General features: G+C 62.4%; 20 protein-coding genes and 1 pseudogene. 8 read left to right on the top strand and 13 right to left on the bottom strand.

Annotated elements, in window-relative coordinates; translation table 11 throughout:
• Positions 1 to 1,005, bottom strand: a 1,005-nt coding sequence (locus Q0S16_RS20790; protein WP_295852440.1) for a branched-chain amino acid ABC transporter permease, incomplete at its 3' end; no start/stop codon positions are given.
• A gap of 4 nt (positions 1,006 to 1,009) precedes the next feature.
• Positions 1,010 to 2,050 (bottom strand): branched-chain amino acid ABC transporter permease, encoded by a 1,041-nt coding sequence (locus Q0S16_RS20785; RefSeq protein ID WP_295852436.1) that lies wholly within the window; start codon positions 2,048 to 2,050, stop codon positions 1,010 to 1,012.
• Positions 2,051 to 2,276: 226 nt separating this feature from the next.
• Here Q0S16_RS20785 and Q0S16_RS20780 point away from each other — a divergent pair, with 226 nt between their 5' ends.
• The gene (locus tag Q0S16_RS20780; RefSeq protein ID WP_295852446.1) at positions 2,277 to 2,741 is read left to right on the top strand and encodes a MarR family transcriptional regulator; all 465 of its coding nucleotides are present in this window, start codon (positions 2,277 to 2,279) and stop codon (positions 2,739 to 2,741) included.
• Between the two features lie 159 nt (positions 2,742 to 2,900).
• On the opposite strand, the gene Q0S16_RS20775 is transcribed toward Q0S16_RS20780, so the two are convergent.
• The 10 genes from Q0S16_RS20775 to Q0S16_RS20730 all read right to left on the bottom strand — a co-directional run bounded on the left by Q0S16_RS20775 (position 2,901) and on the right by Q0S16_RS20730 (position 14,286).
• Entirely contained in the window at positions 2,901 to 4,121 is a 1,221-nt protein-coding gene (locus Q0S16_RS20775; RefSeq protein WP_295852433.1) for an ABC transporter substrate-binding protein, read from the bottom strand.
• 155 nt (positions 4,122 to 4,276) lie between these two features.
• Positions 4,277 to 5,506, bottom strand: a complete 1,230-nt coding sequence (locus Q0S16_RS20770; protein WP_295852428.1) for an ABC transporter substrate-binding protein — start codon at positions 5,504 to 5,506, stop codon at positions 4,277 to 4,279.
• Positions 5,507 to 5,769: 263 nt separating this feature from the next.
• Entirely contained in the window at positions 5,770 to 6,996 is a 1,227-nt protein-coding gene (locus Q0S16_RS20765) for an ABC transporter substrate-binding protein (protein ID WP_295852426.1), read from the bottom strand.
• Between the two features lie 175 nt (positions 6,997 to 7,171).
• A complete protein-coding gene (locus Q0S16_RS20760) occupies positions 7,172 to 8,401 on the bottom strand; it encodes an ABC transporter substrate-binding protein (RefSeq protein WP_295852423.1) in 1,230 nt (409 codons plus the stop codon).
• A gap of 269 nt (positions 8,402 to 8,670) precedes the next feature.
• Positions 8,671 to 9,900 carry an ABC transporter substrate-binding protein gene (locus tag Q0S16_RS20755; RefSeq protein ID WP_295852420.1) on the bottom strand — a complete coding sequence of 410 codons (1,230 nt, stop codon included), beginning with the start codon at positions 9,898 to 9,900 and terminating at the stop codon, positions 8,671 to 8,673.
• A 7-nt stretch (positions 9,901 to 9,907) separates the two neighbouring features.
• Positions 9,908 to 10,936, bottom strand: coding sequence for a branched-chain amino acid ABC transporter permease (locus Q0S16_RS20750; RefSeq protein ID WP_295852416.1), 1,029 nt, complete (start codon positions 10,934 to 10,936; stop codon positions 9,908 to 9,910).
• 2 nt (positions 10,937 to 10,938) lie between these two features.
• Positions 10,939 to 11,817 (bottom strand): branched-chain amino acid ABC transporter permease, encoded by an 879-nt coding sequence (locus Q0S16_RS20745; RefSeq protein ID WP_295852413.1) that lies wholly within the window; start codon positions 11,815 to 11,817, stop codon positions 10,939 to 10,941.
• Between the two features lie 10 nt (positions 11,818 to 11,827).
• Positions 11,828 to 12,541, bottom strand: a complete 714-nt coding sequence (locus tag Q0S16_RS20740; RefSeq protein WP_295852410.1) for an ABC transporter ATP-binding protein — start codon at positions 12,539 to 12,541, stop codon at positions 11,828 to 11,830.
• A complete protein-coding gene (locus tag Q0S16_RS20735; protein ID WP_295852408.1) occupies positions 12,538 to 13,347 on the bottom strand; it encodes an ABC transporter ATP-binding protein in 810 nt (269 codons plus the stop codon). The genes Q0S16_RS20740 and Q0S16_RS20735 overlap by 4 nt, the downstream gene beginning before the upstream one ends.
• Before the next feature lie 60 nt (positions 13,348 to 13,407).
• Positions 13,408 to 14,286, bottom strand: a complete 879-nt coding sequence (locus Q0S16_RS20730) for an IclR family transcriptional regulator (protein WP_295852443.1) — start codon at positions 14,284 to 14,286, stop codon at positions 13,408 to 13,410.
• Between the two features lie 118 nt (positions 14,287 to 14,404).
• Between Q0S16_RS20730 and Q0S16_RS20725 the strand changes: the two genes are divergently transcribed.
• The 7 genes from Q0S16_RS20725 (at position 14,405) to glpK (ending at position 24,764) form a co-directional block, all read left to right on the top strand.
• A complete protein-coding gene (locus tag Q0S16_RS20725; protein ID WP_295852406.1) occupies positions 14,405 to 16,489 on the top strand; it encodes a 3-hydroxyacyl-CoA dehydrogenase NAD-binding domain-containing protein in 2,085 nt (694 codons plus the stop codon).
• Positions 16,490 to 16,680: 191 nt separating this feature from the next.
• A complete protein-coding gene (gene pimA / locus Q0S16_RS20720; protein ID WP_295852404.1) occupies positions 16,681 to 18,366 on the top strand; it encodes a dicarboxylate--CoA ligase PimA in 1,686 nt (561 codons plus the stop codon).
• Positions 18,363 to 19,550 (top strand): acetyl-CoA C-acyltransferase, encoded by a 1,188-nt coding sequence (locus Q0S16_RS20715; RefSeq protein ID WP_295852401.1) that lies wholly within the window; start codon positions 18,363 to 18,365, stop codon positions 19,548 to 19,550. Before pimA ends, Q0S16_RS20715 begins: the two co-directional genes overlap by 4 nt.
• Positions 19,551 to 19,710: 160 nt before the next feature.
• A complete protein-coding gene (gene pimC / locus Q0S16_RS20710; protein WP_295852399.1) occupies positions 19,711 to 20,901 on the top strand; it encodes a pimeloyl-CoA dehydrogenase large subunit in 1,191 nt (396 codons plus the stop codon).
• Positions 20,902 to 21,087: 186 nt separating this feature from the next.
• Positions 21,088 to 22,233, top strand: coding sequence for a pimeloyl-CoA dehydrogenase small subunit (pimD, locus tag Q0S16_RS20705; RefSeq protein ID WP_295852396.1), 1,146 nt, complete (start codon positions 21,088 to 21,090; stop codon positions 22,231 to 22,233).
• 171 nt (positions 22,234 to 22,404) lie between these two features.
• Positions 22,405 to 23,175 carry an SDR family oxidoreductase gene (locus Q0S16_RS20700; protein ID WP_295852394.1) on the top strand — a complete coding sequence of 257 codons (771 nt, stop codon included), beginning with the start codon at positions 22,405 to 22,407 and terminating at the stop codon, positions 23,173 to 23,175.
• An 89-nt stretch (positions 23,176 to 23,264) separates the two neighbouring features.
• Positions 23,265 to 24,764: a glycerol kinase GlpK gene (gene glpK, locus Q0S16_RS20695; protein ID WP_295852392.1), complete on the top strand. Its 1,500-nt coding sequence runs from the start codon at positions 23,265 to 23,267 to the stop codon at positions 24,762 to 24,764.
• 46 nt (positions 24,765 to 24,810) lie between these two features.
• Here the strand turns inward: glpK and Q0S16_RS20690 are convergent.
• Positions 24,811 to 25,257: pseudogene (locus Q0S16_RS20690) on the bottom strand (hypothetical protein); the annotation flags it as partial.

The following is a 25,257-nucleotide window of genomic DNA, read 5'->3' as shown; positions in this document are numbered from 1 at the left end:
CGCGCGGGGCCGCGCCGGCAGCGCCAGCGAGGTATCGGGCCGCTGCCGCGCCGATTTGATCGGCAGCCGCGCCATCAGCCACGGCCAGACCCCGGTCGGTGCCAGCTGCAGCAGCGCCACCAGCAGGATGCCGAACACGATGGTCTCGAGCTGGCCGCTGCCGCCGAAGATCAGCGGCAAATAGCTCTGCAGCACTTCCTTCAGGATCACGACAATGGCCGCGCCGAGCACGCCGCCCCAGACATAGCCGGCGCCGCCGACCACGGCGATGAACAGATATTCGATGCCGGCCTGCGGCCCGAACGGCGTCGGGTTGGCGGCGCGCTGGAAATGCGCGTAGAGCCAGCCCGAAAGCCCGGCCAGCACCGCAGCATAGATGAAAACCAGCAGTTTGGCGCGCGCGGTTTGCACGCCGAAGGCTTCCGCCGCGATGTGGCCGCGGCGGAGCGCACGGATGGCGCGGCCGGTGCGCGAATCCAGCAGGTTGGTCGAGAGCAGGGCACTGACGATGACGAATAACCAGATCACGTAATAGATCGTGCCGGGATCGAGCATCTTCAGCGTCCCGATCGACAACGGCGGAATCCCGGAGATGCCGTCATTGCGGCCGAGGAATTCCAGCTTGCTGAACAGATAGAACAGGCTGATGCCCCAGGCGATGGTGCCGAGCGGCAGATAGTGGCCGGACAATCGGACTGTGACGAGGCCGAGCAGCACGGCGGCGCCGCCGCTGACCAGTAGCGCCAGCGGCAGCGTCAGCCACGGCGACAGGCCATGCGCGGTGGTGAGGTACGCGGTGGTGTAGGCTCCGAAGCCGCAAAACGCCGCCTGGCCGAACGAGGTCAGGCCGCCGACGCCGGTGAGCAAGACGAGGCCCATCGCCACCAGCGCGGCGAGGCCGATATTGTCGAGCAGCACAATCCAGAACGGCGGCATGCCGGGGATGAACGGGATCACGGCCATCAGCGCCGTGAACAGCAGGATCGGAAGCAGACGCGGGCTCATGCGCTCAATCCTTCTCGTCTTCGACCGCGGGCGCGGCCAGCGAGCGCAGCACCAGCACCGGCAGGATCAGCGTGAACACGATGACCTCCTTGTAGTTGCTGGCATGGAAGGAAGAGAACGCCTCAACAATGCCGACCACGAGGGCGGCCACCGCGGTCAGCGGATAGCTGACGAGACCACCAATGATCGCGGCGATGAAACCCTTCAGTCCGATCAGGAAGCCGGTGTCGTAATACAGCGTGGTGATCGGGATGATCAGAATTCCGGAGATCGCGCCGATGACCGACGCCAGCAGGAAGGCGATCTGGCCCGACAACGAGGTGCGGATGCCGACCAGGCGGGCGCCGAGCCGATTCACCGCGGTGGCGCGCAGCGCCTTGCCGTAAAGGGTGAAGCCGAAGAACAGCCAGAGCCCAACGATCAGCGCGATGGTGATGGCATAGACCGCGATGCTCTGGCCGGTGAAGCGCAACTGCCCGATGGTCACCGAGGCGCTGGACAATGCCGGCGCGCGCTGGCCTTCGGCGCCGAAGAAGACGAGGCCAAAACCCTGCAGAGCAAGGTGGCAGCCGACCGAGGCGATCAGCAATACCAGCACCGAGGTGTGAGCGATCGGCTGGAATGCAATACGATAGAGATACAACCCGATCGCCGCGACGATGAGCAACGACAGCGTGATGTTGATGGCGATGTTGGCGGGCCTCCCGGCGAGCGCCAGCATTACCGCCCAGATCGCCAGCGGAAACACCACGTTGACGGCGAGCGAACGCAGCACCAGTTTTACGTGCAGCGACTTGCGGGCGGTGAACAGGTCGAAGCCGAAGGCGACTACGCCCATCGCGATGGCGAGCCGGATCGTGCCAGGGATCTGCCCGACCGACAGGCTGGCATAGGTCAGCGCCCCAAAGGTGATGAATTCGCCCTGCGGGATCAGGATCACGCGGGTGACCGCGAACACCAGCACCAGCGCGAGGCCGAGCAGGGCGTAGATGGCGCCATTGGTGATGCCGTCCTGCAGCAGGAACAGCATAATCGTCGTGTTCAAGGTCGCTCGCTCCCCAACCGTGTAGGTCTGCGGCGGTTACCACAGCCACACGACAATCAGCAACGGCGGTTGAATCTCGCCCGTTATTTGATATGGTTGATAACGATTATCCAACATAACCTCAAGGCCCGCCGCGATTGGGCCGAGTTGTTCCATTCCACCGCTGGACCGCGGAAAGCGAACCATGACCGTTTTGAAGCCCTCCGTGGGCGATTCCGAGAAACCGATGCTGCCGGCCGCGCCGATGCCCGAAACCGCCGCGCTGCGGATGGGCGAATTGTCCGAACTGCTCGGCTATGCGCTGAAGCGCGCGCAGCTGAAGGTGTTCGAGGATTTTTTGCGCTGCATGGCACCGCTGCAGCTGACCCCGGCGCAATTCTCGGTGCTGCTGTTGCTCGATAAGAACCCCGGTCGCAACCAGACCGAGATCGCCAATACGCTTGGCATTCTCCGGCCGAACTTCGTGGCGATGCTGGACGGGCTGGAAAGTCGCGACCTGTTGACCCGGATGCGCTCACCGAGCGACCGCCGCTCCCATGTCCTGATGCTTACCGACAAGGGCAGCGCGACCCTGGCCCGGGCCCGCAAGCTTGTTTCCACCAAGCATGAAGCCCGGCTGGTCGAGCTGCTGGGCCCCGCCGACCAGGCCGCCTTGCTAGGCATGCTCGCTAAGATCGCCGCGGAATTTTAGCAGCGCTTGTTATCGTGTCATTCCGGGGCGGGAGTGGCGAAAACCGCGGGCGAACCCGGAATCTCGATATGTTCAAAAACATCTCGGGACTCCGGCGATGCACGTTGGCCGGCTGCGCCGTCTATCGTGCATCGCGTAATGACGGTATGTGGCTTTCGCTCAGCCGCCCGCGTCACCGCTGATGATGTCGCCGAAGCGTTCCCAGCGCTCACCCTTGAAACGCTGCATCTGCAGTTGCGATATCGGGCCGAAGTCGGTCGCCGAGGTATTGATCGTGATGCCAGGCAGTAACGTGTCCGGTGTGAAATCCCGCAGGCTGGCCGCCTGCTTCATGACATTGGCGCGGGTCAGGTCGTCGCCGCACATCTCCAGCACCCTGATCAGCGTCTGGGCGGCGCCGTAGCCGTAGATGTGGTTGCTGTCAGCCCGGTTGGCATCTGGCATATATTTATCGAGAAATGCCGACCATCGCTTCATGCCGGCGTCGTTGTTCCACTGTGTATCGGTACCGTCCTTGGCATAGGCCGCGGACAGAACGCCCTGACCGTTTTCGAACCCGGCTGGCTGCATGACGCTGCCGACATTCACCGAGACATTGGCGACAATGTGCAGCGGCTTCCAGCCGAGTTCGGCGATCTTTTTGATGGTCTGCGCGGCGAATTTTGGCGTCACAAAGCTGATCACGACGTCAGGGCTCTGCGCCTTGATCTTGACAATGTGGCTGTCGATGGTCGGTTCGGATATTTCGTAGCTTTCTTCGGCGACGATCATCGTACGTTTGCCGCCCAGGCTTTCGCGCAGTCCGTTCAGATAGTCCTTTCCAAAATCGTCATTCTGGTAAAGCACCGCGATCCTGGCGTCCGGCTTCTCGCGGATCAGCCATTTAGCGTAGATCTGGGCCTCGCTCTGGTAGCTTGGCTGCCAGCCCATGGTCCAAGGAAAAGACTTGGGATCGTTCCACTTTGTGGCGCCGGTGGCGACGAACAATTGCGGCACCTTTTTGCCGTTCAAATATTTCTGGATCGCGGTGTTGGAGGGCGTACCGAGCGGCCCGAACACCACCAGCACCTCGTCGCTTTCCACCAGCCTGCGCACCTGTTCCACCGCCTTGGGCGGGCTGTAGGCGTCGTCATAGCTGATGAAGTTGATCTTGCGGCCGTTAACCCCGCCATTGTCGTTGATCATCTTGAAATAGGCGGCCTCGGTCTTGCCTATCATGCCGTAGGCCGATGCCGGGCCGCTGTAGGGAATGATGTTGCCGATCTTGATCTCGGTGTCGGTGGCCCCAATGTCGTATTTCTTCTGGGCCAATGCGCCGGAGGCTGCCAGCAGCGCGATGGCGGCCGGCAGTACGGCCAGACGCAGATGGAATGCGGGCATGACGGATCTCCCTGATCGTTTGCGAATCTGTCGCTTCAACGGAGTTCTGCGACTCCTGCCGGCATTGAATACAACTCGTGTGGCGTCAGCAACAAAAAGCCCCCTGCGACAATGTCGCAGGGGGCGGGCAGTTGTGAGGGACTGTGCTGGTACGCTTAGTTGGTCGCGGTATCGACGGCGATGATGTCGCCGAACAGGTCCCAGGTCTCGCCCTTGAAGCGCATCATGCGCAGCTGCTCGATCGGCGCGAAGTCGGTGGCCGAGGTGTTGATCTTGACGCCGGGTAGCAGCGTGTCCGGTGTGAAGTCCTTCAGGCTGGCCGCTTGCTTCATCACATTGGCGCGGGTCAAATCATCGCCGCACATCTGCAGCACCTTCACCATGGTTTGCGCCGCGCCGTAGCCATAGATCAGACTGTTGTCGGAGCGGTCCGCGCCGGGCATGTATTTGTCGAGGAATGCCGACCACTTCTTCATACCCTCGTCGTTCTTCCACTGCGAGTCGGCGCCATCCTTGCGATAATCGGCCGACAGCACGCCCTGCGCGTTGGCAAAACCGGCGGGCTGCATCACAGCCCCGACGGAGACGCTGACATTGGTCACGATCTGCAGCGGCTTCCAGCCGAGTTCGCCGATCTTCTTGATGGTCTGGGCGGCGAATTTCGGCGTCGTGAAGCTGAGAACGACATCGGGATTGAGCGACTTCAGCTTCACGATGTGCGAGTCGATGGTCGGCTCGGAAATCTCATAGCTTTCCTCGGCGATGATCATCGAGGCCTTGTCGCCAAGGCCTTCCCTGAAGCCGCGCTGGTAGTCCTTGCCGAAATCGTCATTCTGGTACAGCACGGCAATCTTGGCGTCCGGCTTTTCCTTCAGCAAATATTTTGCGTAGATCTTGGCCTCGACTTGGTAGCTGGGCTGCCAGCCCATCGTCCACGGAAAGTTCTTGGCGTCGTTCCACTTGCTGGCGCCGGTCGCCACGAACAGTTGCGGGATCTTCTTGCCGTTGAGGTATTTCTGGAACGCGGTGTTCGACGGGGTGCCCAGCGAATTGAACACCAGCAGCACCTCGTCGGATTCCACCAGCTTGCGAACCTGTTCCACGGCCTTTGGCGGGCTGTAGCCATCATCATAGCTGATGAAGTTGATCTTGCGGCCGTTAACCCCGCCCTGGTCGTTGATCATGTTGAAATAGGCGGTCTCGGTCTTGCCGATAGCGCCATAGGCGGATGCCGGTCCGCTGTACGGCATGATGTTGCCGATCTTGATCTCGGTGTCGGTGGCGCCGGTGTCGTATTTTTTCTGCGCCATCGCGCTACCGGAGGCGGCGAAGCTCAGGGACGCGACAGCGGCGATGGCAGCCGCGCACGAACGGATCGTAGGCATTTCAGAACTCCCGGATTGATTGGTATTGTTTTTTAGGCGGCCGTTGTGGCCTGCGTCGATAGAACATACTTCGCGGGATGGCAGCAAGGAAAAGCACCTCGCGGCTTCTGCGCACGACGCTGATTTGTCGGGCATTTCGTAGGGGGGGAGAGCCGCGCGTGCGCCGTGCCGCGGTTGCTACCTTGCGTCGAACCTTGGGTGTTCTCCGATTTGCAGACCTGCGGACGCGCGTTGCGCGCGTCCGGAAGGACAGCCTGCATCCCTCACTCTCCGAGATGGCCGTCGATGACCGGACCGAACATTTCCCAGGCTTTTCCCGCGAAGCGCATCATCTGCAATTGCTCGATCGGGTAGAAATCCGTCGCCGAGGTGTTGAGCCGAACGCCGGGCACCACGGTGTCCGGCACGAAGTCTCTCAGGCTCGCCGCCTGTTTCATGACATTGGCACGGGTGAGGTTGTCGCCGGCCTGGGTCAGCACCTGCATCATGGTCTGCGCCGCGCCATAGCCGTAGACGACGGAAATATCGCTGGCGCGCGCGGTCGGCGCATACTCGGCCAGAAAAGCGTAAAAGCGCTTCATACCCTCGTCGTTCTTCCATTGCGGGTCCGAGCCGTCCTTGGCGTAATAGGCCGAGACGATGCCCTGCGCATTCTCGAGGCCCGCCGGCTCCATCACCGAGCCGACCGAGGCGCTGGCATAACCCTGGATGTACAGCGGTTTCCAGCCGAGTTCGGCAACCTTGCGAATGCTCTGCACGGCCGATTTCGGCGTGGTGACGCTGAGGAATGTGTCGGCGCCGCTGGCTTTCAGATTGATGACATGGGAGTCGATGGTCGGCTCCGTGACCTCGTAGCTCTCGGTGGCGACGATCATCGACGCCTTCGCGCCGAGGCCCTCGCGCAGGCCTTTCAGCACTTCCTTGCCGAGGTCGTCATTCTGGTAGAGCACCGCGATCCTGGCGTCGGGCTTTTCTGCCAGGAGGTATTTCGCGTAGATCCGGCCTTCGCTCTGGTAGGGCGGCTGAAACGCCATGGTCCAGGGATATTCGCGGTGGTCGCCGAAACGGGTGGCGCCGGCGGCGACGAACAGCTGCGGCACCTTCTGCAAATTGAGATATTTCTGGATCGCGGCATTGGACGGCGTGCCCAGCGGGCCGAACACGGCCAGCACCTCGTCGCTCTCCACCAGCCGGCGCGCCTGCTCGACGGCCTTGGCCGGGCTGTAGGCATCGTCATAGCTGATGAAGTTGACCTTGCGGCCATTGATGCCGCCGCGGTCGTTGATCATGCGGAAATAGGCGGCCTCGATGATTCCGGCGATACCATAGGCCGAGGCCGGCCCGCTATAGGGCATGATGTTGCCGATCCTGATCGCGGTATCGCTGGCGCCGGTGTCGTAGCTTTTCTGGGCCAGCGCATTGCCGCAGGTGGCAGCCATCAGCGCAGCGGCAAGCGGGATCGCGGCGACGCGGGATCGTAGGGCAGGCATGGGACGTCCTTGAAGTCGATGGCGGGCGGAATCTGTTCGAGCCCGGGTAAACCGGACCAGTTGTTTCCTCGCACCGATCTGCATCAAGAAAAAGGCCCCGCCGACCAGATTGGCAAAGCCAACCGGTCGGCGGAGCCTGCGGTTTGCCGGCGGCCGGCCTGGACCAGCCGCGGCGTTATTCCCCGAGCTGTCCCGCGATGATCGGTCCGAACAGCTCCCACTTCTCGCCCTTGAAGCGCTGCATCTGCAGCTGCTCGATCGGATAGAAATCGGTCGCCGTGGTCGTGATGGTGACGCCCGGGAGCAAGGTGTCCGGCGCGAAGGACTTCAGGTTGGCGGCTTCCTTCATGATGTTGGCGCGGGTCAAATTGTCGCCGGCCTGTTTCAGCACCTGCACGATGGTCTGGGCCTGGCCGTAGCCGTAGACTACAGAGCCGTCGGCGCGATCCATCGAAGGGGCATATTTGGCCAGGAAGGCATAGAATTTCTTCATGCCTTCGTCATTGTCCCAAGTCGCGTCCGCGCCGTCCTTGGCGTAGTTGGCGGACAGGATGCCCTGGCCGTTCTCGTAGCCGGCCGGCTTCATGACAGAGCCGACGGAGGCGCCGACATTGCTCTGGATGTAGACCGGCTTCCAGCCGAGCTCGGCCACCTTCTTGATGCCCTGCGCCGCGAATTTCGGCGTCGTGATGCTGACGAAGGTGTCGGCGCCGGTCGATTTCAGCTTGACGATGTGCGAGTCGATGGTGGGCTCGGACACTTCGTAGCTTTCCTCGGCGACGATCATCGACGCGGCCTTGCCGCCGAGGCCGTCCTTGAGGCCCTTCAGCAGGTCCTTGCCGAAATCGTCGTTCTGATACATCACGCCGATCCTGGCGTCCGGCTTTTCCTTTAGCAGATAGGCCGCATAGATCCGACCTTCGCTCTGATAGGCGGGCTGCCAGCCCATGGTCCAGGGAAATTCCTTGTGGTCGCCGAACTTGGTCGCGCCGGTGGCCACGAAGATCTGCGGGACCTTCTTGGCGTTCATGTATTTCATGATCGCCGAATTCGATGGGGTGCCGAGCGAGGAGGCGATGAACAGGACTTCGTCGCTCTCGACCAGTTTTCGCGCCTGTTCGACAGCCTTCGGGGGGCTGTAGCCGTCATCATAGGTGATGTAATTGATCTTGCGACCGTTGATGCCGCCCTGTTCGTTGATCATTCTGAAATAGGCTTCTTCCATCTTGCCGATCACGCCATAGGCCGAAGCCGGGCCGCTATAGGGCATGATGTTGCCGATCTTGATCTCGGTATCCGAAGCGCCGGTATCATATTTCTTCTGGGCGAAGGCGGTACCGGCAGTCGCGGCGAAGGCGATAGTCGCAGCGACGGTCATGGCCGCGCGCGATCGAATGGCAGGCATCTCGAAACTCCCCTGGAAACTGCTCGAAAAACGTATGGCTTTCCGAGCGGACTTTTTGTCCGACGCCACTTAATACATTTCTCGGTCAGGCTTCAAGAAAAAGCCCCCTGCGACATTAGTCGCAAGGGGCTGATGGCACTTCCTCGTGGTTCCGGGGCGCACGCGGCGCTAGCCGCGCGCGAACCGGAACCTCGACATGGGACGATGAACATCTCGGGATTCCGGGCTCGCTCGCAGCTGGCGCTGCTCTCGCCGCAGAATGACTGAACTTAGTCGCCCAGATGGCTGTCGACCGGCGGGCCGAACACGTCCCACTTCTCGCCGGTAAAACGCATCATCCGCAATTGTTCGATCGGGTAGAAATCGGTCGCCGAAGTGTTGAGCTTGACGCCCGGCAGCATGGTGTCCGGTGCAAAGTCCTTCAGGGCGGCTGCCTGCTTCATGATGTTTTCGCGGGTCAGGTTGTCGCCGGCCTGCTTCAGCACCTGCACCACGGTCTGTGCCTGGCCGTAACCGTACACCGCCGAACTGTCGGCGCGGTTAGCGGTCGGCGCGTATTTGGCGAGGAAGTCGAGATACTTCTTCATACCCTCATCGGCGTCCCACTGGGGGTCGGAAGCGTCCTTGGCATAGGCCAGTGACAGCACGCCCTGAGAGTTGTCGAGACCCGCCGGGCGCATCACCGAGGCTACCGAGGAGCCAACATTGCTCTGGAAGAACATCGGCTTCCAGCCTAGCTCACCGGCTTTCTTGATCGCCTGCGCGGCAAATTTCGGCGTCGAGATGCTGACGAAGATGTCGGCGCCCGCGGCCTTGAGCTTGACGACGTGGTTCTCGATCGTCGGCTCCGAGACCTCGTAGCTTTCCTCCGCAATGACCATCGATGCCTTGTCGCCCAGGCCGTCCTTGAGACCCTTCAGCAGATCCTTGCCGAGGTCGTCGTTCTGGTACATGACGCCGATCTTGCCCTCGGGCTTCTCGGTCAGCGCGTATTTCGCGAAGATGCGACCTTCGCTCTGATAGGCCGGCTGCCAGCCCATCGTCCAGGGAAACGCCTTGTGGTCGCCGAACTTGGTCGCGCCGGTGGCGACGAACAATTGCGGCACCTTCTTGGCATTCATGTATTTCTGGATGGCGGTGTTCGAGGGGGTGCCGAGCGGCCCGAACACGAACAGAACCTCGTCGCTCTCGACCAGTTTTCGCGCCTGCTCCACCGCCTTGGGCGGGCTGTAGGCGTCGTCATAGGAGATGAAGGTGATCTTGCGGCCGTTGATGCCGCCCTGATCATTGATCATCTTGAAGTAGGCTTCTTCCATCTTTCCGATGATGCCGTAGGCCGAGGCCGGGCCGCTGTAGGGAATGATGTTGCCGATCTTGATCTCGGTATCGGACGCGCCGGTGTCGTATTTCTTCTGGGCGAGGGCGCTGCCACCGGTAACAAGGAGGGCGGTGGCAGCGGTCGAAAGGGCAAGGGCCCGCAGGCTAGGTCTGGTAATCACGATATCCTCAGCTTCTTCTCAGTTTGCCAATCAGGCTTTGGGTTCCGTAGGCGATCTGCCGGGCCCCGTGGGGCACGACAAAGATGATCACAATCAGGATGGCGCCGAATACCGCGCCGGACAACCCCTTGGAGACGTGCTCGGCGATGTTCGGCACGAACACGATGAACGCCGCGCCGGCCAGCGAGCCCGGCAGCCAGCCGACGCCGCCGACCACCATGCCGAGGAACAGCGCCACAGCGAGCTGGATGGTGTAGCCGTCCGGAGCAACGAACTGCACGGCGATGCCGCCGAGGCCGCCGGCCACGCCGGTGATGCCGGCGCTGACGCCGAACGCCAGCGTCTTGTACAGCGAAACGTCGACGCCCATCGCGGAGGCCGCGATTTCATTGTCGCGGATCGCCATCATGGCGCGGCCGGAGCGCGACTTCAGCAGATTCACCGAGAAGATGTAGATCGCGATCGAGCAGACCAGCGTGAAGTAATACAGCCACATGTCCTGCGACACTTTCAGGCCGATGGATGCAAAGATCTCCGGCGCATCGGGCTTGGTAACGACCAGACCCTGCACGCCGCCGGTCCAGTGCTCGAATACGCCAAGCTTGAGCAATTGCGGCATCGCCACCGCGAGCGCGAACGTCGCCAGTGCCAGATAGACGCCACTCAATCGCAGCGCCGGCAGTCCGAACAGGAAGCCGGCGATGAAGCAGATAATGCCGGCAACCGGCAGTGTCAGCGCATAATTGACATTGCCGTGTTCGATCAGGATCGCCGAAGTATAGGCGCCGAGTGCGTAGAACGCGCTCTGCCCCAGCGAGAACTGCCCGCTGGCGCCAGTCAGGATGTTGAGCGCCAGCACGGCGATCGCGTAGATCAGCCACATCGTCATCTGGAAGATGATGAAGTTCTTGACGAATAACGGCGTGGCGATCAGCAGCGCCAGCACCACGACGGAGGCGAGTGGCGCCAGCGAAAATGCTTTCTTCGGCACGGCGTCGACGGCGGGCACGGTTGCGACTTCTTGAACGGTGCTCATGATCAAACTCGCTTCACGATGGCTCGGCCGAACAGGCCATTGGGTTTGACGACCAGCACGGTGATGATCAGCGCCAGGGCGATCGGCAGTTTCAGCTCGTTGCCGACGCCGGGAATGTAGGTGCCGACCAGGTTCTCGAAGATGCCAACCAGGAAGCCGCCGATCACCGCGCCCAGCGGGCTCGACAGCCCGCCGACTACCGCCGCGGCGAAGCCGTAGATCAGTACGCCGCCCATCATATTCGGTTCAAGGAACACCACCGGGGCGATCAGCATGCCGGCGATCGAACCGATCGCCGCCGCCATGCCCCAGCCCAGAGCGATCATCCAGCCGGTATTGATGCCGACCAGCCGTGCCGATTCCGGCATCGACGCCGCCGCGCGCATCGCAAGGCCGACGCGGGTGTAGCGGAAGAAGAAGAACAGCAGGGTCAGCAGCACCAGCGTGACGCCGATCATGCCGGCCTGGTGTGTGGAGATCAGCTGGCTGCCGAGGAACGGCGAGGAGCCGAATGGCGTGGGAAACTGCTTGATGGTGAAGTCCCACAGCAGGCCTGCGACGCTGTTGATGATGGCGAACAGCGCGATGAAGCCGGCAACGTGGGTCAGTACCGGCGCCTTGGCCAGCGGCTTGAACAAGGCCCGTTCGATCACGACACCGCCGATGAAGGACAGGATCAGCGTCAGCACGAAGGCGCCCCAATAGGGGATGCCCCACTGCATCAACTGCCAGGCGATAAAGGTCGAGAACATCGCCATTTCGCCTTGCGCGAAATTCAGATGGTCGATGGCCTGGTAGATCATCACCACCGCGAGCGCCATGCAGGCGTATATCGCGCCGGTGGCGATGCCAGCCAGGACCTGATTGGTAAATAGCTCCATGGCTGTTTCCTCAATATCCCAGGTAGGATTTACGGACGTCTTCATTATTCGCGATCTCGTCGGCGGTGCCGGACATCACGATGCGTCCTGTTTCAATGACATAGGCCTTGTCGGCGAGTTCGAGCGCCAACTGCGCATTTTGTTCGACGACCAGGATGGTGACCTTGTCCTCGCGGTTGATCTTGCCAAGGATCTTGAACAGATCCCGCACGATCAGCGGCGCGAGGCCGAAGGAGGGCTCGTCAAGCAGCATCAGCCGCGGCCGCAGCATCAGTGCGCGCGCAACCGCGAGCATCTGCTGCTCGCCGCCGGACAAGGTGCCGGCCTGCTGCTGGTAGCGCTGCTTCAGTACCGGAAAATGATCGTACATCCGCTCGATGTCGGAGCTGACCGCCTTGGTGTCCTTGCGGGTAATGGCGCCGAGCTGCAGGTTTTCCTCCACCGTCATGGTGGTGAATGTGCCGCGCCCCTGCGGCACATGGGCGATACCGAGCCGCACGATATTTTCGGTCGCACGGTTGACCAGCTTACTGCCTTCGAACTCGATCGAGCCGGTGAAGCGGATCATGTTGCAGATCGCGCGCAGCGTAGTGGTCTTGCCGGCGCCGTTCGCGCCGAGCAGCGTAGTCAGGCTGCCTTCGCGAAGCTCGAATTCCATCCCGTGCAATGCCTGCACCTGGCCGTAATAGGCGCGCAGATCCTTGACGCTCAGAAGGGTCGTCATGAATCCTTGCTCCCCAGATAGGCTTTGATGACTTCCGGGTCGTTCTGCACCTGGGTCGGCGTGCCTTCGGCGAGCTTTTTGCCGAAGTTCAGCGCGACCACGTGGTCGGCGATCGACATCACCAGGCCCATGTGATGCTCGACCAGCAGGACCGTGACGCCGCGGTCGTCGCGGATGCGGCGGATCAGGTCGCCCAGGATATAGACTTCCTCGTGGTTGAGGCCGCCGGCGGGTTCGTCGAGCAGCAGGATCTTCGGCTCCGCGGCCAGGGCGCGCGCCAGTTCGACGCGCTTCTGGGTGCCGAACGGCAAGCCCGCCACCACGGTGTCGGCGACGCTGTGCAGATCGAGATAGGTCAGAATGTCATCGACGCGGCGGTTGATGTCAGCCTCGCCCCGGCGCACCCATGGCAGCTTGAGCGAGTCGCTGATGATGTCGCTGTTGGTGCGCGCATGGGTGCCGACGCGAACGTTGTCGCGCACCGTGAGGTTCGGAAACAATGCGACGTTCTGGAAGGTGCGGCCGATGCCGATCTCGGAGATCTTGTGCGCCGGGCGTTTCAGGATGCTCTCGCCTTCGAGCAGGATGTCGCCCTTGCTCGGCTGGTAGAGCCGGCTGAGGCAGTTAAAAAGAGTGGTCTTGCCGGCGCCGTTCGGCCCGATCAGGCCAAGGATGTGGCCCTTCTGCATGTCGAAAGACACACCGTTCAAGGCGATGATGCCACCGAACACGACGCTGACGTCGCGAACCGCGAGCAAGGGCGTAGCCGACATGGCCGGCGCCTGCGCGAGTTGTGCCTGCATCATGTGCGGCGAACCTCGATCGCATGGTGTGGCGCATCAAGCCACAAGCCATCGCGACGAAGGTTATTTGATCCCTTCAACGACACGAGCAATCTTCCCTCCCGGTTTGTTTTTTTTGATGTCAGATTTTTTGATCGGCGGCGCGGCATGGCCACCGAGCGCGGCTTCGATGTTCCCTACCATCGCCAACAGGCGAGGTCCAATGTCGGTGCGCAGGCGTTCTTCCGTGAATCGAAAAGCCGGCGCGCCGCAATTAAACGCATATGGCCCCGTTCCGTCATTCAACTTTAGAGCTACACCAACGGCGTGCACATCGTCCTGCCACTCGCCTGCCGAGATCACGAAGCCTTGCTGCTGCACCATTTCGCCGGCGCGTTCGAGGCCGTCGCGCATCTTCGACCAGCGGCTGCCATAGTGTTCGCGGAATTCTCGCAATAACTGCGCGCGTTCGTCATCCGGCAAGGCCCAGAAATAGGCACGACCCATCGCCGTGGTGGCGATCGGGATGCGCGAGCCTACGTCAAGCTGAACGCCCACCGTCAGGCTGGAACGGCTCTGGCCGAAATAGATCATGCTGAGACGATCGCGCGCCCCCACCGCCACGGCGCCGCCGGTCTGCCGCATCAAATCGTCACGGAAGGTCTCCGAAAGATGCTTAACGCCCAGGTTCGCAAGTGCGGCATACCCCAGGGCCATGGCTGCTGGCGCCAGTTGATACTTCTCGAACCGCGGGACCTGTGTAAGGTAGCCGAGTTTGGTGAGCGTATAGGTCAATCGCGAAATGGTTGGCTTTGGTAAATTCGTGCGGGCCGCGATCTCCTGATTGCCGAGAAGCCCGTCATTGGGACGAAATGCACGCAACACGTCGAGGCCACGCGCGAGCGCGACGACGAAACTGCGATCCGTCGCGGTCTTACTGGGCGTTTTTCCCGGACGTTTCATGGAGTTTGGCGCGACCCTCGTTGACAAGGGACGCTCTTCAAAATAACCCTCGCTGTCAAGATGTGGAATTAAATTTCGCACTGCGAAATCAACGATAACACTGTCCAAGGAGAATGCCGTGAACGATGTCGTCAAGCTCGAACGTCATGATGTGATTGCGGTTGTCACGGTCAACTCGCCTCCGGTAAACGCCTTGAGTGCGGCGGTTCGCCGCGGCATTTTCGAAAGCATCAAGGCCGCCGCCGCCGATCCTGAAGTGAAGGGCATCGTGCTGGCCTGCGCCGGTCGCACCTTTATTGCCGGGGCTGATATCACTGAATTCGGCAAGCCGCCGCAGTCGCCGGGGCTGAATGAGGTCATCGCGGAAATTGAGAATTGCGGTAAACCGGTGGTGGCCGCGATCCACGGCACCGCGCTCGGCGGCGGTCTCGAGATCACGCTCGGCTGTCATTTTCGTGTTGCCACGAAAGAGGCAAAACTTGGCCTGCCCGAAGTGAAGCTCGGCCTGCTGCCCGGCGCCGGTGGCACCCAGCGCCTGCCGCGCGCGGTCGGTCCTGAGCTCGGCGTGAAGATGATCGTCACCGGCGATCCGATTGGCGCCGCCGAAGCGTTGAAGCACGGCCTGATCGAGGAGATCGTCGAAGGTCCGGCCGCTGGCGCCGAAGCCTTTTTGCGCAAGGTGATCGCCGAGAATCGTCCGCTGCGCATCCTGCGCAACGATGATTCCAAGCTCGCCGCCGCCAAGGCCGATCGTACGCTATTCACCAATGCGGCCGCCGCGGCCAACAAGAAGAACCGTGGCCTCGACGCGCCGCTCGCCTGTGCCGAAGCGGTGAGCTGGACGCTCGATCTGCCGTTCGATGAAGCGTTGAAGAAGGAGCGCGAAAGCTTCTTGCGCTTGGTTGCCGGCGACCAGTCGAAGGCGCAGCGTTACGCGTTCTTCTCCGAGCGTGAAGCGGCCAAGGTGCAGAACGTGCCGGAAGGCACAAAACCGCGTCCGGTCGAGCGCGTTGCCATCATCGGCGCCGGTACCATGGGCGGCGGCATTGCGATGTCGTTCGCCAATGCCGGCATTCCCGTGACCTTGATCGAGACCGGCGAGGAGCAGCTCAAGCGCGGCATGGGCATCATGCAAAAGAACTACGATGCCACCGCCGCGCGCGGCGGCATTCCCGCCGACGCGCCGGCCAAGCGGATGGCCCTGATCACCGGCGTGGTTGGTCTGGAGAACGTCAAGGATGCCGACCTGATCATCGAGGCCGTGTTCGAGACCATGGCGATCAAGAAGGAAGTCTTCACTGCGCTCGACGCCTATGCCAAGCCCGGCGCCGTGCTGGCCAGCAACACCTCCTATCTGAACATCGACGAGATCGCGAAAGTCACGAAGCGTCCGCAGGACGTGCTCGGCATGCACTTCTTCTCGCCGGCCAACGTCATGAAGCTGTGCGAGATCGTCCGCGCCGACAAGACCGCGCTGGATGCGCTGATGACCGCCGTCGCCGTGGCGCGGAAAATCGCCAAGGTGCCGGCCGTGGTCGGCGTTGCCGATGGCTTTGTCGGCAACCGCATGCTCGCGGCCCGCTCGAAACAGTCCGAGAAGCTATTGTTCGAAGGCGCGCTGCCGCAGCAGGTCGATGCCGTGGTGATCAAATTCGGCATGCCGATGGGACCATTCGCGATGGGCGACCTCGCCGGCCTAGATATCGGCTGGCGTTCGCGCCAGGATCGCGGCATCAAGTCGCCGATCGCCGACGGGCTGTATGAAGCCGGTCGTAACGGCCAGAAGACCGGCAAGGGCTACTACAAGTACGAAGCGGGCTCGCGCGCGCCGATCCCCGATCCGGAAGTCGAGAAGTTGATCGACGACACCTGCAAGAGCCTGGGCCTCACCCGCCGCATCGTCAGCGACGAGGAGATTCTCGAGCGCATGATGTATCCGATGATCAACGAGGGCGCGCGGATTCTCGAAGAGAAGGTCGCGTCGCGCCCCAGCGACATCGACGTGATCTGGCTGTATGGCTATGGCTGGCCGATCTTCCGCGGCGGCCCGATGTTCTACGCCGACCAGGTCGGTCTCAAGCACATCGCCGAGCGGCTGTCGGTCTACGCCAAGCAGACCAACGACCCCTCGCTCGAACCGTCGGCTTTGCTGAAGCGCCTCGCCGATGAAGACAAGACCTTTGCATCGCTGGCCAAGGGCTAAGTCTTGATGGAGGCGATTGCGTTGACACGTGGTCCTCTCGATATGTCGTCCCCGCGAAGGCGGGGACCCATAGCCTCCGTGTTTTCGGCTGGTCGCGGTGAAGTTAATCGTCGTTCTCCTCTTCTCCGGTGGTTATGGGTCCCCGCCTTCGCGGGGACGGCCAGCGGAAAAGCCGAACAGCAGGCATTTCGATGACCTATCCTGGCGAAAAATTCTACCCGAAAGGTCTGCGCTGGGATGCGCCGATCGCGCGCGGCACGCTGCCGGACCTGTTGTCGACGGCGGTGGCGAATTTTGGCGATCGCACCGCGATCGAATTCCGTGGTCGCCCGCTCAGCTTCAATGAGATCGAGGCGCGGGTCGGGGTGGCCGCCGCCGCATTCCTGCGCGCCAGTTACGGCCGTGGCGCCTCGATCGCGCTGTTTCTCGGCAATTCGCCGGACCATCCGATCAATTTCTTCGGCGCGCTGAAGGCAGGCGCCCGTCTCGTCCATCTCTCGCCACTCGATGGCGAGCGCGCGTTGTCGCACAAGCTCAGTGATTCCGGCGCCCGCATACTGGTGACCACCAATCTGGCATCGCTGATGCCGATGGCGCTGAAATTTCTCGACAAGGGCCTGCTCGACCGGTTGATCGTCTGCGACGATGATGATTGGGGCGCGGTCGGCAACCCGCATACGCCGCTCCCGGACCATCCGAAGATCGTCACTTTCAAACAATTCATCGCGGGCGTTTCCGTGCCGCCGCAGTGGCCGGCGATCTCGCCCGACGATGTCGCTCTGCTGCAATATACCGGCGGTACCACCGGCCTGCCGAAGGGCGCCATGCTGAGCCACGGCAATCTCACCTCGGCGGTCGAGATCTACACGCTGTGGGGAGCGGCTGCGCGGGCTGAACGCAACACCATCGAGCGTGTGATCTGCGTGCTGCCGCTGTTTCATATCTATGCGCTCACCGTGGTGCTGCTGAGCCGCCTCAGCGTCGGTGACGTGATCTCGCTGCACCAGCGGTTCGACGCCAATGCCGTGCTCGACGACATCGAGAACAAGCGCGCCACGGTGTTTCCCGGCGTGCCGACGATGTGGATTGCGATCGCCAGCGATCCGACGCTGGAGACCCGTGACCTGTCGTCGCTGGTGTCGGCGGGATCGGGTGGCGCGCCGCTGCCGGTCGAGGTTGCTCGCCTGTTCGAGCGCAAGACCGGGTTGAAGCTGAAGAGCGGCTGGGGCATGACCGAAACCTGTTCGCCCGGCACCGCCCATCCCGCGATCGGGCCGGACAAGCCGGGCTCTATCGGACTGGCGATGCCCGGCATCGAAATGGAGATCGTTTCGCTCAATGACCCAGCCAAGGTACTGGCCACCGGCGAGAGCGGCGAGATCCGCATCAAGGGTCCGAATGTCACCAGGGGGTACTGGAACCGGGAGCAGGACAGCGCAGCGTCATTTGTCGGCGAGCATTTTCTCACCGGCGACATCGGCTACATGGACCCGGATGGCTATTTCTTCATCGTCGACCGCAAGAAGGACATGATTATCTCCGGCGGCTTCAACGTCTATCCGCAGATGATCGAGCAGGCGATCTACGAACATCCGGCGGTCCATGAAGTGATCGTGATCGGCGTCGCCGACGCCTATCGCGGCGAGGCGGCGAAAGCCTTCATCAAGCTGCGCGCTGGCGCGCAACCATTCACGATTGACGATCTCCGCGAGTTTCTCACCGGCAAGCTTGGCAAGCATGAATTGCCGGTCGCGATGGATTTCGTCGACGAATTGCCGCGCACCGCGGTCGGAAAATTATCGCGTCACGCCTTGCGTGATCTGCAATCCGCGCCAACTCTCCATCAACAACAAACTGCCACCGGAGGCCGCCCATGACCGAAGCTGTTATCGTTTCCACCGCACGCACCCCAATCGGCAAGGCCTATCGCGGCGCGTTCAACGCCACCGAAGGCGCCACGCTGCTCGGCCATGCCATCGAGCATGCGGTCAAGCGCGCCGGCATCGATCCCCGCGAAGTCGAGGATGTCGTGATGGGGGCGGCCTTGCAGCAAGGCTCGACCGGCGGCAATATCGCCCGCAAGGCGCTGCTTCGCGCCGGGTTGCCCGTTACCGTCGGCGGCACCACCATCGACCGGCAGTGCGCTTCCGGCCTGCAGGCGATCGCACTCGCCGCGCGTTCGGTGATCTTTGACGGCGTCGAGATCGCGGTCGGCGGCGGCGGCGAGTCGATCTCGCTGGTGCAGAACGACCATGCCAACAAGTTTCACACCGTCGATCCCGAACTGATGAAGATCAAGTCGGACGTCTACATGCCGATGCTCGACACCGCCGAGAATGTCGCCAAGCGCTATAACATCTCGCGGGAGCGGCAGGATGAATACTCGCTGGAGAGCCAGCGCCGCACCGCGGCGGCGCAGCAGGGCGGCAAGTTCAACGACGAGATCGCCGCCATCACCACCAAGATGGGTGTGACCGACAAGGCCACCGGCGAGGTCACCTTCAAGGAGATCACGCTGTCGAAGGACGAAGGCCCGCGGCCGGAAACCTCCGCCGAAGGCCTTGCCAGCCTCAAGGCGGTGCGTGGCGAGGGTTTCAGCATCACCGCCGGCAACGCCTCGCAGCTCTCCGACGGTGCCTCCGCCACGGTGATCATGAGCGACAAGCTCGCCGCCCAGAAGGGCCTGACCCCGCTCGGCATCTTCCGCGGCTTTGTCTCGGCCGGCTGCGAGCCGGACGAGATGGGGATCGGTCCGGTGTTCGCGGTGCCGCGGCTGCTGAAGCGCCACGGTCTCAAAATTGAGGACATCGATCTCTGGGAGCTCAATGAGGCCTTTGCCGTGCAGGTGCTGTATTGCCGCGACAAGCTCGGCATCGATCCCGACAAGATCAACGTCAATGGCGGCGCGATTTCGGTCGGCCATCCCTATGGCATGTCGGGTGCGCGCCTGACCGGCCATGCGCTGATCGAAGGTCGTCGCCGCAAGGCGAAATACGCGGTCGTCACCATGTGTGTTGGTGGCGGCATGGGCTCCGCCGGACTATTTGAGATCGTGCATTAAGCCTGTCGTCCCGGGGCGTGAGGGCGCGGCCCGAGCGAGCCCGCGACCTCGAGATGTTCAACCATTTCGAGGCTCCGGGCCTGCGCCAGCCAGCTTCGCTGTCTGTCGCATCCCGGAACGACAACAAGACATCATTTGATTTCGCTCACAGGAGGATTCGATGGATCTCAACTTCAGCAACGAAGAAATCGCGTTTCGCGACGAAGTGCGGGCGTTCTTCCGGGACAACGTGCCGGCATCGACGCGCAAGCAGATGCAGGAAGGCCGTCACATCGGCAAGGACGAGATGGTGGCGTGGTGGCGCATTCTCAATGACAAGGGCTGGGGCGTTTCGCACTGGCCGAAAGAATATGGCGGAACCGGCTGGTCATCCGTGCAGCATTATATCTTCAACGAGGAATTGCAGCTCGCCCCCGCGCCGGCGCCGCTGGCTTTCGGCGTCAGCATGGTCGGCCCGGTGATCTATACGTTCGGCAGCGAGGCGCAGAAGAAGCGCTTCCTGCCGCGCATTGCCAGCGTCGAGGATTTCTGGTGCCAGGGCTTCTCCGAACCCGGTTCCGGTTCGGATCTGGCCTCACTGAAGACCAAGGCCGAACGCAAGGGCGACAAGTGGATCATCAACGGCCAGAAGACCTGGACCACGCTGGCCCAATATGCCGACTGGATTTTCTGCCTGTGCCGCACCGACCCCGCCGCCAAGAAGCAGTCCGGCATTTCCTTCATTCTGGTCGACATGAAGAGTCCGGGCATCACCGTGCGCCCGATCGTCACCATCGATGGCGGCCGCGAAGTCAACGAAGTGTTTTTCGATGATGTCGAGGTACCCTACGAGAATCTCGTCGGCGAGGAGAACAAGGGTTGGGACTACGCCAAGTTCCTGCTCGGCAACGAGCGCACCGGGATCGCCCGCGTCGGCGTTTCCAAGGAGCGGATTCGTCGCATCAAGGAACTCGCTGGCAAGGTCGAGTCGAACGGCAAGCCTGTCATGGAAGACCAGAAATTCCGCGAGAAGCTGGCGATGGTCGAGATCGAGCTGAAGGCGCTCGAACTGACCCAGCTCCGTGTCGTCGCCGACGAAGGCAAGCACGGCAAGGGCAAGCCCAATCCGGCGTCGTCGGTGCTGAAGATCAAGGGCTCGGAGATCCAGCAGGCGACCACCGAGTTGCTGATGGAAGTTATCGGCCCGTTCGCCGCGCCCTATGACGAGCATGGCGACGACGGCAGCAACGAGGCGATGGAGTGGACCGCGCAGATCGCGCCGAGCTACTTCAACAACCGTAAGGTCTCGATCTACGGCGGCTCCAACGAGATCCAGCGCAACATCATCACCAAGGCCGTGCTGGGGCTGTAATTCTCTGTCGTTCCGGGGCGCGAGAGCGAAGCTCGAGCGAACCCGGAACCTCGAGATGTTTATCTCGGGATTCCCAGCCACTCCAATTGGAGTGGCTGGGGTTCGCGGTTTGCTGGCGTCGCCCGCGCCCCGGAATGACAAAAAGACCCGCATGCGCATCGCTTTTTGACCTGAGGAAACGGAACAATGGATTTTGATCTCTCGGAGGAGCAGCGTCTTCTCAAGGATAGCGTCGACGGCCTGCTGAAGGCGTCTTACGATTTCGACAGCCGCAAGAAGTACCGCGCAGAAAAGGGCGGCTGGAGCAAATCGGTGTGGAGCAAGCTCGCAGAGCAGGGCCTGCTCGGCCTGCCGTTCACCGAGGAGGACGGCGGATTCGGCGCCGGCGCCGTGGAAACCATGATCGTGATGGAATCCCTCGGCAAGGCGCTGGTGGTCGAGCCGTATCTCGCCACGGTGATTCTTGGCGGTGGGTTCCTGCGCCGCGGCGGTTCGGCGGCTCAGAAGCAGGCCTACATCCCGTCGATCATTGACGGCTCGAAGACCCTGGCCTTCGCACAACTGGAAAAGAACTCGCGCTACGACCTTGGCGACGTCACCACGTCGGCGAGGAAGACCGCGAATGGCTGGACCATCGATGGTGAGAAGTTCGTGGTATTGAACGGCGAGAATGCCGACACTTTGATTGTTACGGCGCGTACCGCGGGAGCCCAGCGCGACCGCGACGGTGTCGGCGTGTTCCTGGTGCCAGCCACTGCCAAGGGCGTCAGCGTCAAGGGCTATCCGACCCAGGACGGCCTGCATGCCGCCAACATCACCTTCACGTCGGTGGAGGTCGGCGCGGATGCGGCGATCGGCGATCCCGCCAACGGCCTGCCGCTGGTCGAAACCGTGGTCGACGACGCCCGCATCGCGCTGTGCGCCGAGGCCGTCGGCGAGATGGATGAGTCGCTGCGGTCCACCGTCGAATATCTCAAGACCCGCACCCAGTTCGGCGTCGCCATCGGCACGTTCCAGGTGCTGCAGCATCGCGCCGCCGATATGTTCGTGGCGGTGGAGCAGGCGAGGTCGATGGCGATGTTCGCGACCATGGCGAGCGACTTCGACGACGCCAAGGAGCGCGCCACGGCGGTGTCGGCGGCCAAGGTGCAGATCGGCAAATCGCTGAAGTTCGTCGGCGAGCAGTCGATCCAGCTGCATGGCGGCGTCGGCATGACCATGGAGTACAAGATCGGCCACTACTTCAAGCGGCTGACCATGATCGAGAACACGTTTGGCGATACCGACTATCATCTCCGTCGCGTCACCGACGCCGGCGGGATCAACGGCTAACACGCTTACCTCTCCAGGTCATTGCGAGGTAGGGGAAAGCCAATGGGCTTTCCCCTTTGCAAAGCGACGCGGCAATCCAGAATCCGTACAAAAATACTGGATTGCTAAGTCGAAGCGGCTCCTCGCAATGACAGGAAATTTTCAACGAAAAACAACAACAGGGAGCCGTCCGTGATCAACCCGTTCGATCTCACCGGCAAGGTCGCCGTCATCACCGGCTCGAGTCGCGGTATCGGCCGCGCGTCGGCGGAGTTGCTGGCCAAGCTCGGCGCCAGGGTCGTGGTGTCGAGCCGCAAGGCGGATGCCTGCGAGGAAGTCGCCGACGGCATCCGCAAGGACGGCGGCGATGCCCACGTCATTCCGTGCAACATCTCGCGCAAGGACGAGATCGCCGCGCTGATTGCCGGCACCGTGAAGCATTACGGCCCGATCGACATCCTGGTCTGCAACGCCGCGGTGAATCCCTATTACGGGCCGCTGCTTGAGATCCCCGACGAAGCCTTCGACAAGATCATGGGCTCCAACGTCAAGAGCAATATCTGGCTGTGTGCGCAGACGATCCCGGCGATGGCCGCGCGCGGTCGCGGTTCGGTCATCATCATCTCCTCGATCGGCGGCCTGCGTGGCTCCACGGTGATTGGCGGCTACGGGATTTCCAAGGCCGCCGATTTTTCGCTGTGCCGCAGCCTGGCCGGCGAATGGGGCCCGAGCGGCGTCCGCGTCAACTGTATCGCGCCCGGCCTTGTAAAGACCGATTTTGCCAAGGCTTTGTGGGAGGATCCGGACAATCTTAAGCGCCGCACCGCCACCACGCCGCTGCGCCGGATCGGCGAGCCGCATGAGATCGCCGGCGCCGTGGCCTATCTCGGTTCGGATTCCGCGGCCTTCATGACCGGCCAGACCATCGTGATCGATGGCGGCGTCACCACCGCGGGATTGTAGGTTCTTTTTTCCTCCCCTCTCCACCTAGCGAAACTTCGCTTCGCGCGGGGGAGAAGGAAGTATCCATCGCTTCGAGACAGGAGACTTTTATGCCCTTCATCCTCGCCATCGATCAGGGCACCACCTCGTCGCGCGCCATGATTTTTCGCGAGGACATCTCGATTGCCGCCGCCGCGCAGCAAGAATTCCCGCAGCATTTTCCGGCCTCGGGCTGGGTCGAGCACGAGCCCGAGGACATCTGGTCGTCGACGCTGCGGACCTGCCGCGACGCGATGGAAAAAGCCGGCGTGTCGGCTAAGGACATTGCCGCGATCGGCATCACCAACCAGCGCGAGACCACCGTGGTGTGGGACCGTTCCACCGGACATGCGGTGCACCGCGCCATCGTCTGGCAGGACCGCCGCACCGCGGAAATCTGCGCGACGCTGAAGGCCGATGGCCACGAGCCGCTGATCTCGAAAAAGACCGGTCTGATCATCGATCCGTATTTCTCCGGGACCAAGGTGGCCTGGATTCTCGATCACGTGCCTGGCGCGCGTGCGCGCGCCGAGCGCGGCGAGCTGATGTTCGGCACCGTCGATTGCTATCTGCTGTGGCGGCTCACCGGCGGGGCCGTCCACGCCACCGACGCTACCAATGCGTCGCGCACGCTGCTGTTCAATATCCATACCGGGCAATGGGACGAGGAACTGCTGAAGCTGCTGCGCGTCCCCGCGGCGATGCTGCCCGAGGTGAAGGACTCGTCCGCCGATTTCGGCACCACCACGCCACATTTGTTCGGCGGCGCGATCGCGATTGCCGGCATCGCCGGGGACCAGCAGGCCGCCACCATCGGTCAGGCCTGCTTTTCGCCAGGCATGATCAAATCGACCTATGGCACCGGCTGTTTTGCGCTGCTCAACACCGGCACCACGCCGGTGACCTCGAACAACAAGCTGCTCACCACCGTGGCCTATCAACTGAACGGCGTGCGCACCTACGCGCTGGAGGGCTCGATCTTCGTCGCCGGCTCCGCGGTGCAGTGGCTGCGTGACGGGCTCGGCATCATCCAGAATGCCGCCGAGACCGGGCCGCTCGCCGAACAATCCGATCATGCCCAGTCGGTCTATCTGGTGCCGGCCTTTGTCGGCCTCGGCGCGCCCTACTGGAATCCCGACGTGCGCGGCGCGCTGTTCGGCCTGACGCGCAATACCGGCCCAGCCGAGCTGGCCCATGCCGCGCTGGAAAGCGTCTGCTACCAGACCCGCGATCTGATCACAGCGATGCGCGCCGACTGGCCGGAGGCGGATTCCGCCAACATCGTGCTGCGCGTCGATGGCGGCATGACGGCGTCGGACTGGACCATGCAGCGTCTCGCCGATCTGCTCGATGCGCCGGTCGATCGCCCGATGATCCAGGAGACCACGGCGCTGGGCGCCGCCTATCTCGCCGGGCTGCGCGCCGGGCTGTATCCCGAGCCGGCCAAATTCGCCGACAACTGGCGCCTCGAGCGCCGCTTCCGTCCGAATATGAGCGCGGCGACGCGGACCCGAAAGCTCGCCGGATGGACGCGCGCGGTGCAGGGGCTGCTGGCCAGCGACGCAGGATAAGTGACGTCTGTTGCCGTTGCGCGGCAGTAGGCGCAACCGTCCGACGTCAAGGCCGCGTGGCACCCCCCAGATCGATCGCGCCGAGCTCAACCAGCGTGCGGTGGAAGCGGCGCTTGGTTTCCGAGGAGGAGGCGAAATAGGCGTCGCCGCACTGCGTCATCAGGCTTGCCCGCGTAGCAAAAATCGCATCCAGCGGCAGGCCGGCCTGCAGCAGTGCCTGGGTCCCGAGAAAGGCAATATCGAGATCCGGGCCGTGGCCGGGATTGAATTCGCCGGCGGCGAAGTTCAGGGCTTCGATGGCATAAAAGGTACGAAACTGGCGCTTTGCGTCGGCGGGCAATTTGAGGCTTGGCTCGATCCGCCGTGTCATCACCGGCTGGTGATCGCCGTAGTGGACGATCAGCATTTTCCGCTCTGGAAAACGGGCCGAGAGCTCGGATTTGAGCCTGGCCCAGGTCGTGGCTGTCTCCGCCAGCCGAGCGTAATATTCGGC

This window comes from Tardiphaga sp. (genome assembly GCF_025356345.1).
Lineage (GTDB): Bacteria > Pseudomonadota > Alphaproteobacteria > Rhizobiales > Xanthobacteraceae > Tardiphaga.
Note: the sequence above shows the minus strand (reverse complement) of the source record. Positions and strands in the feature narration are given on the sequence as shown.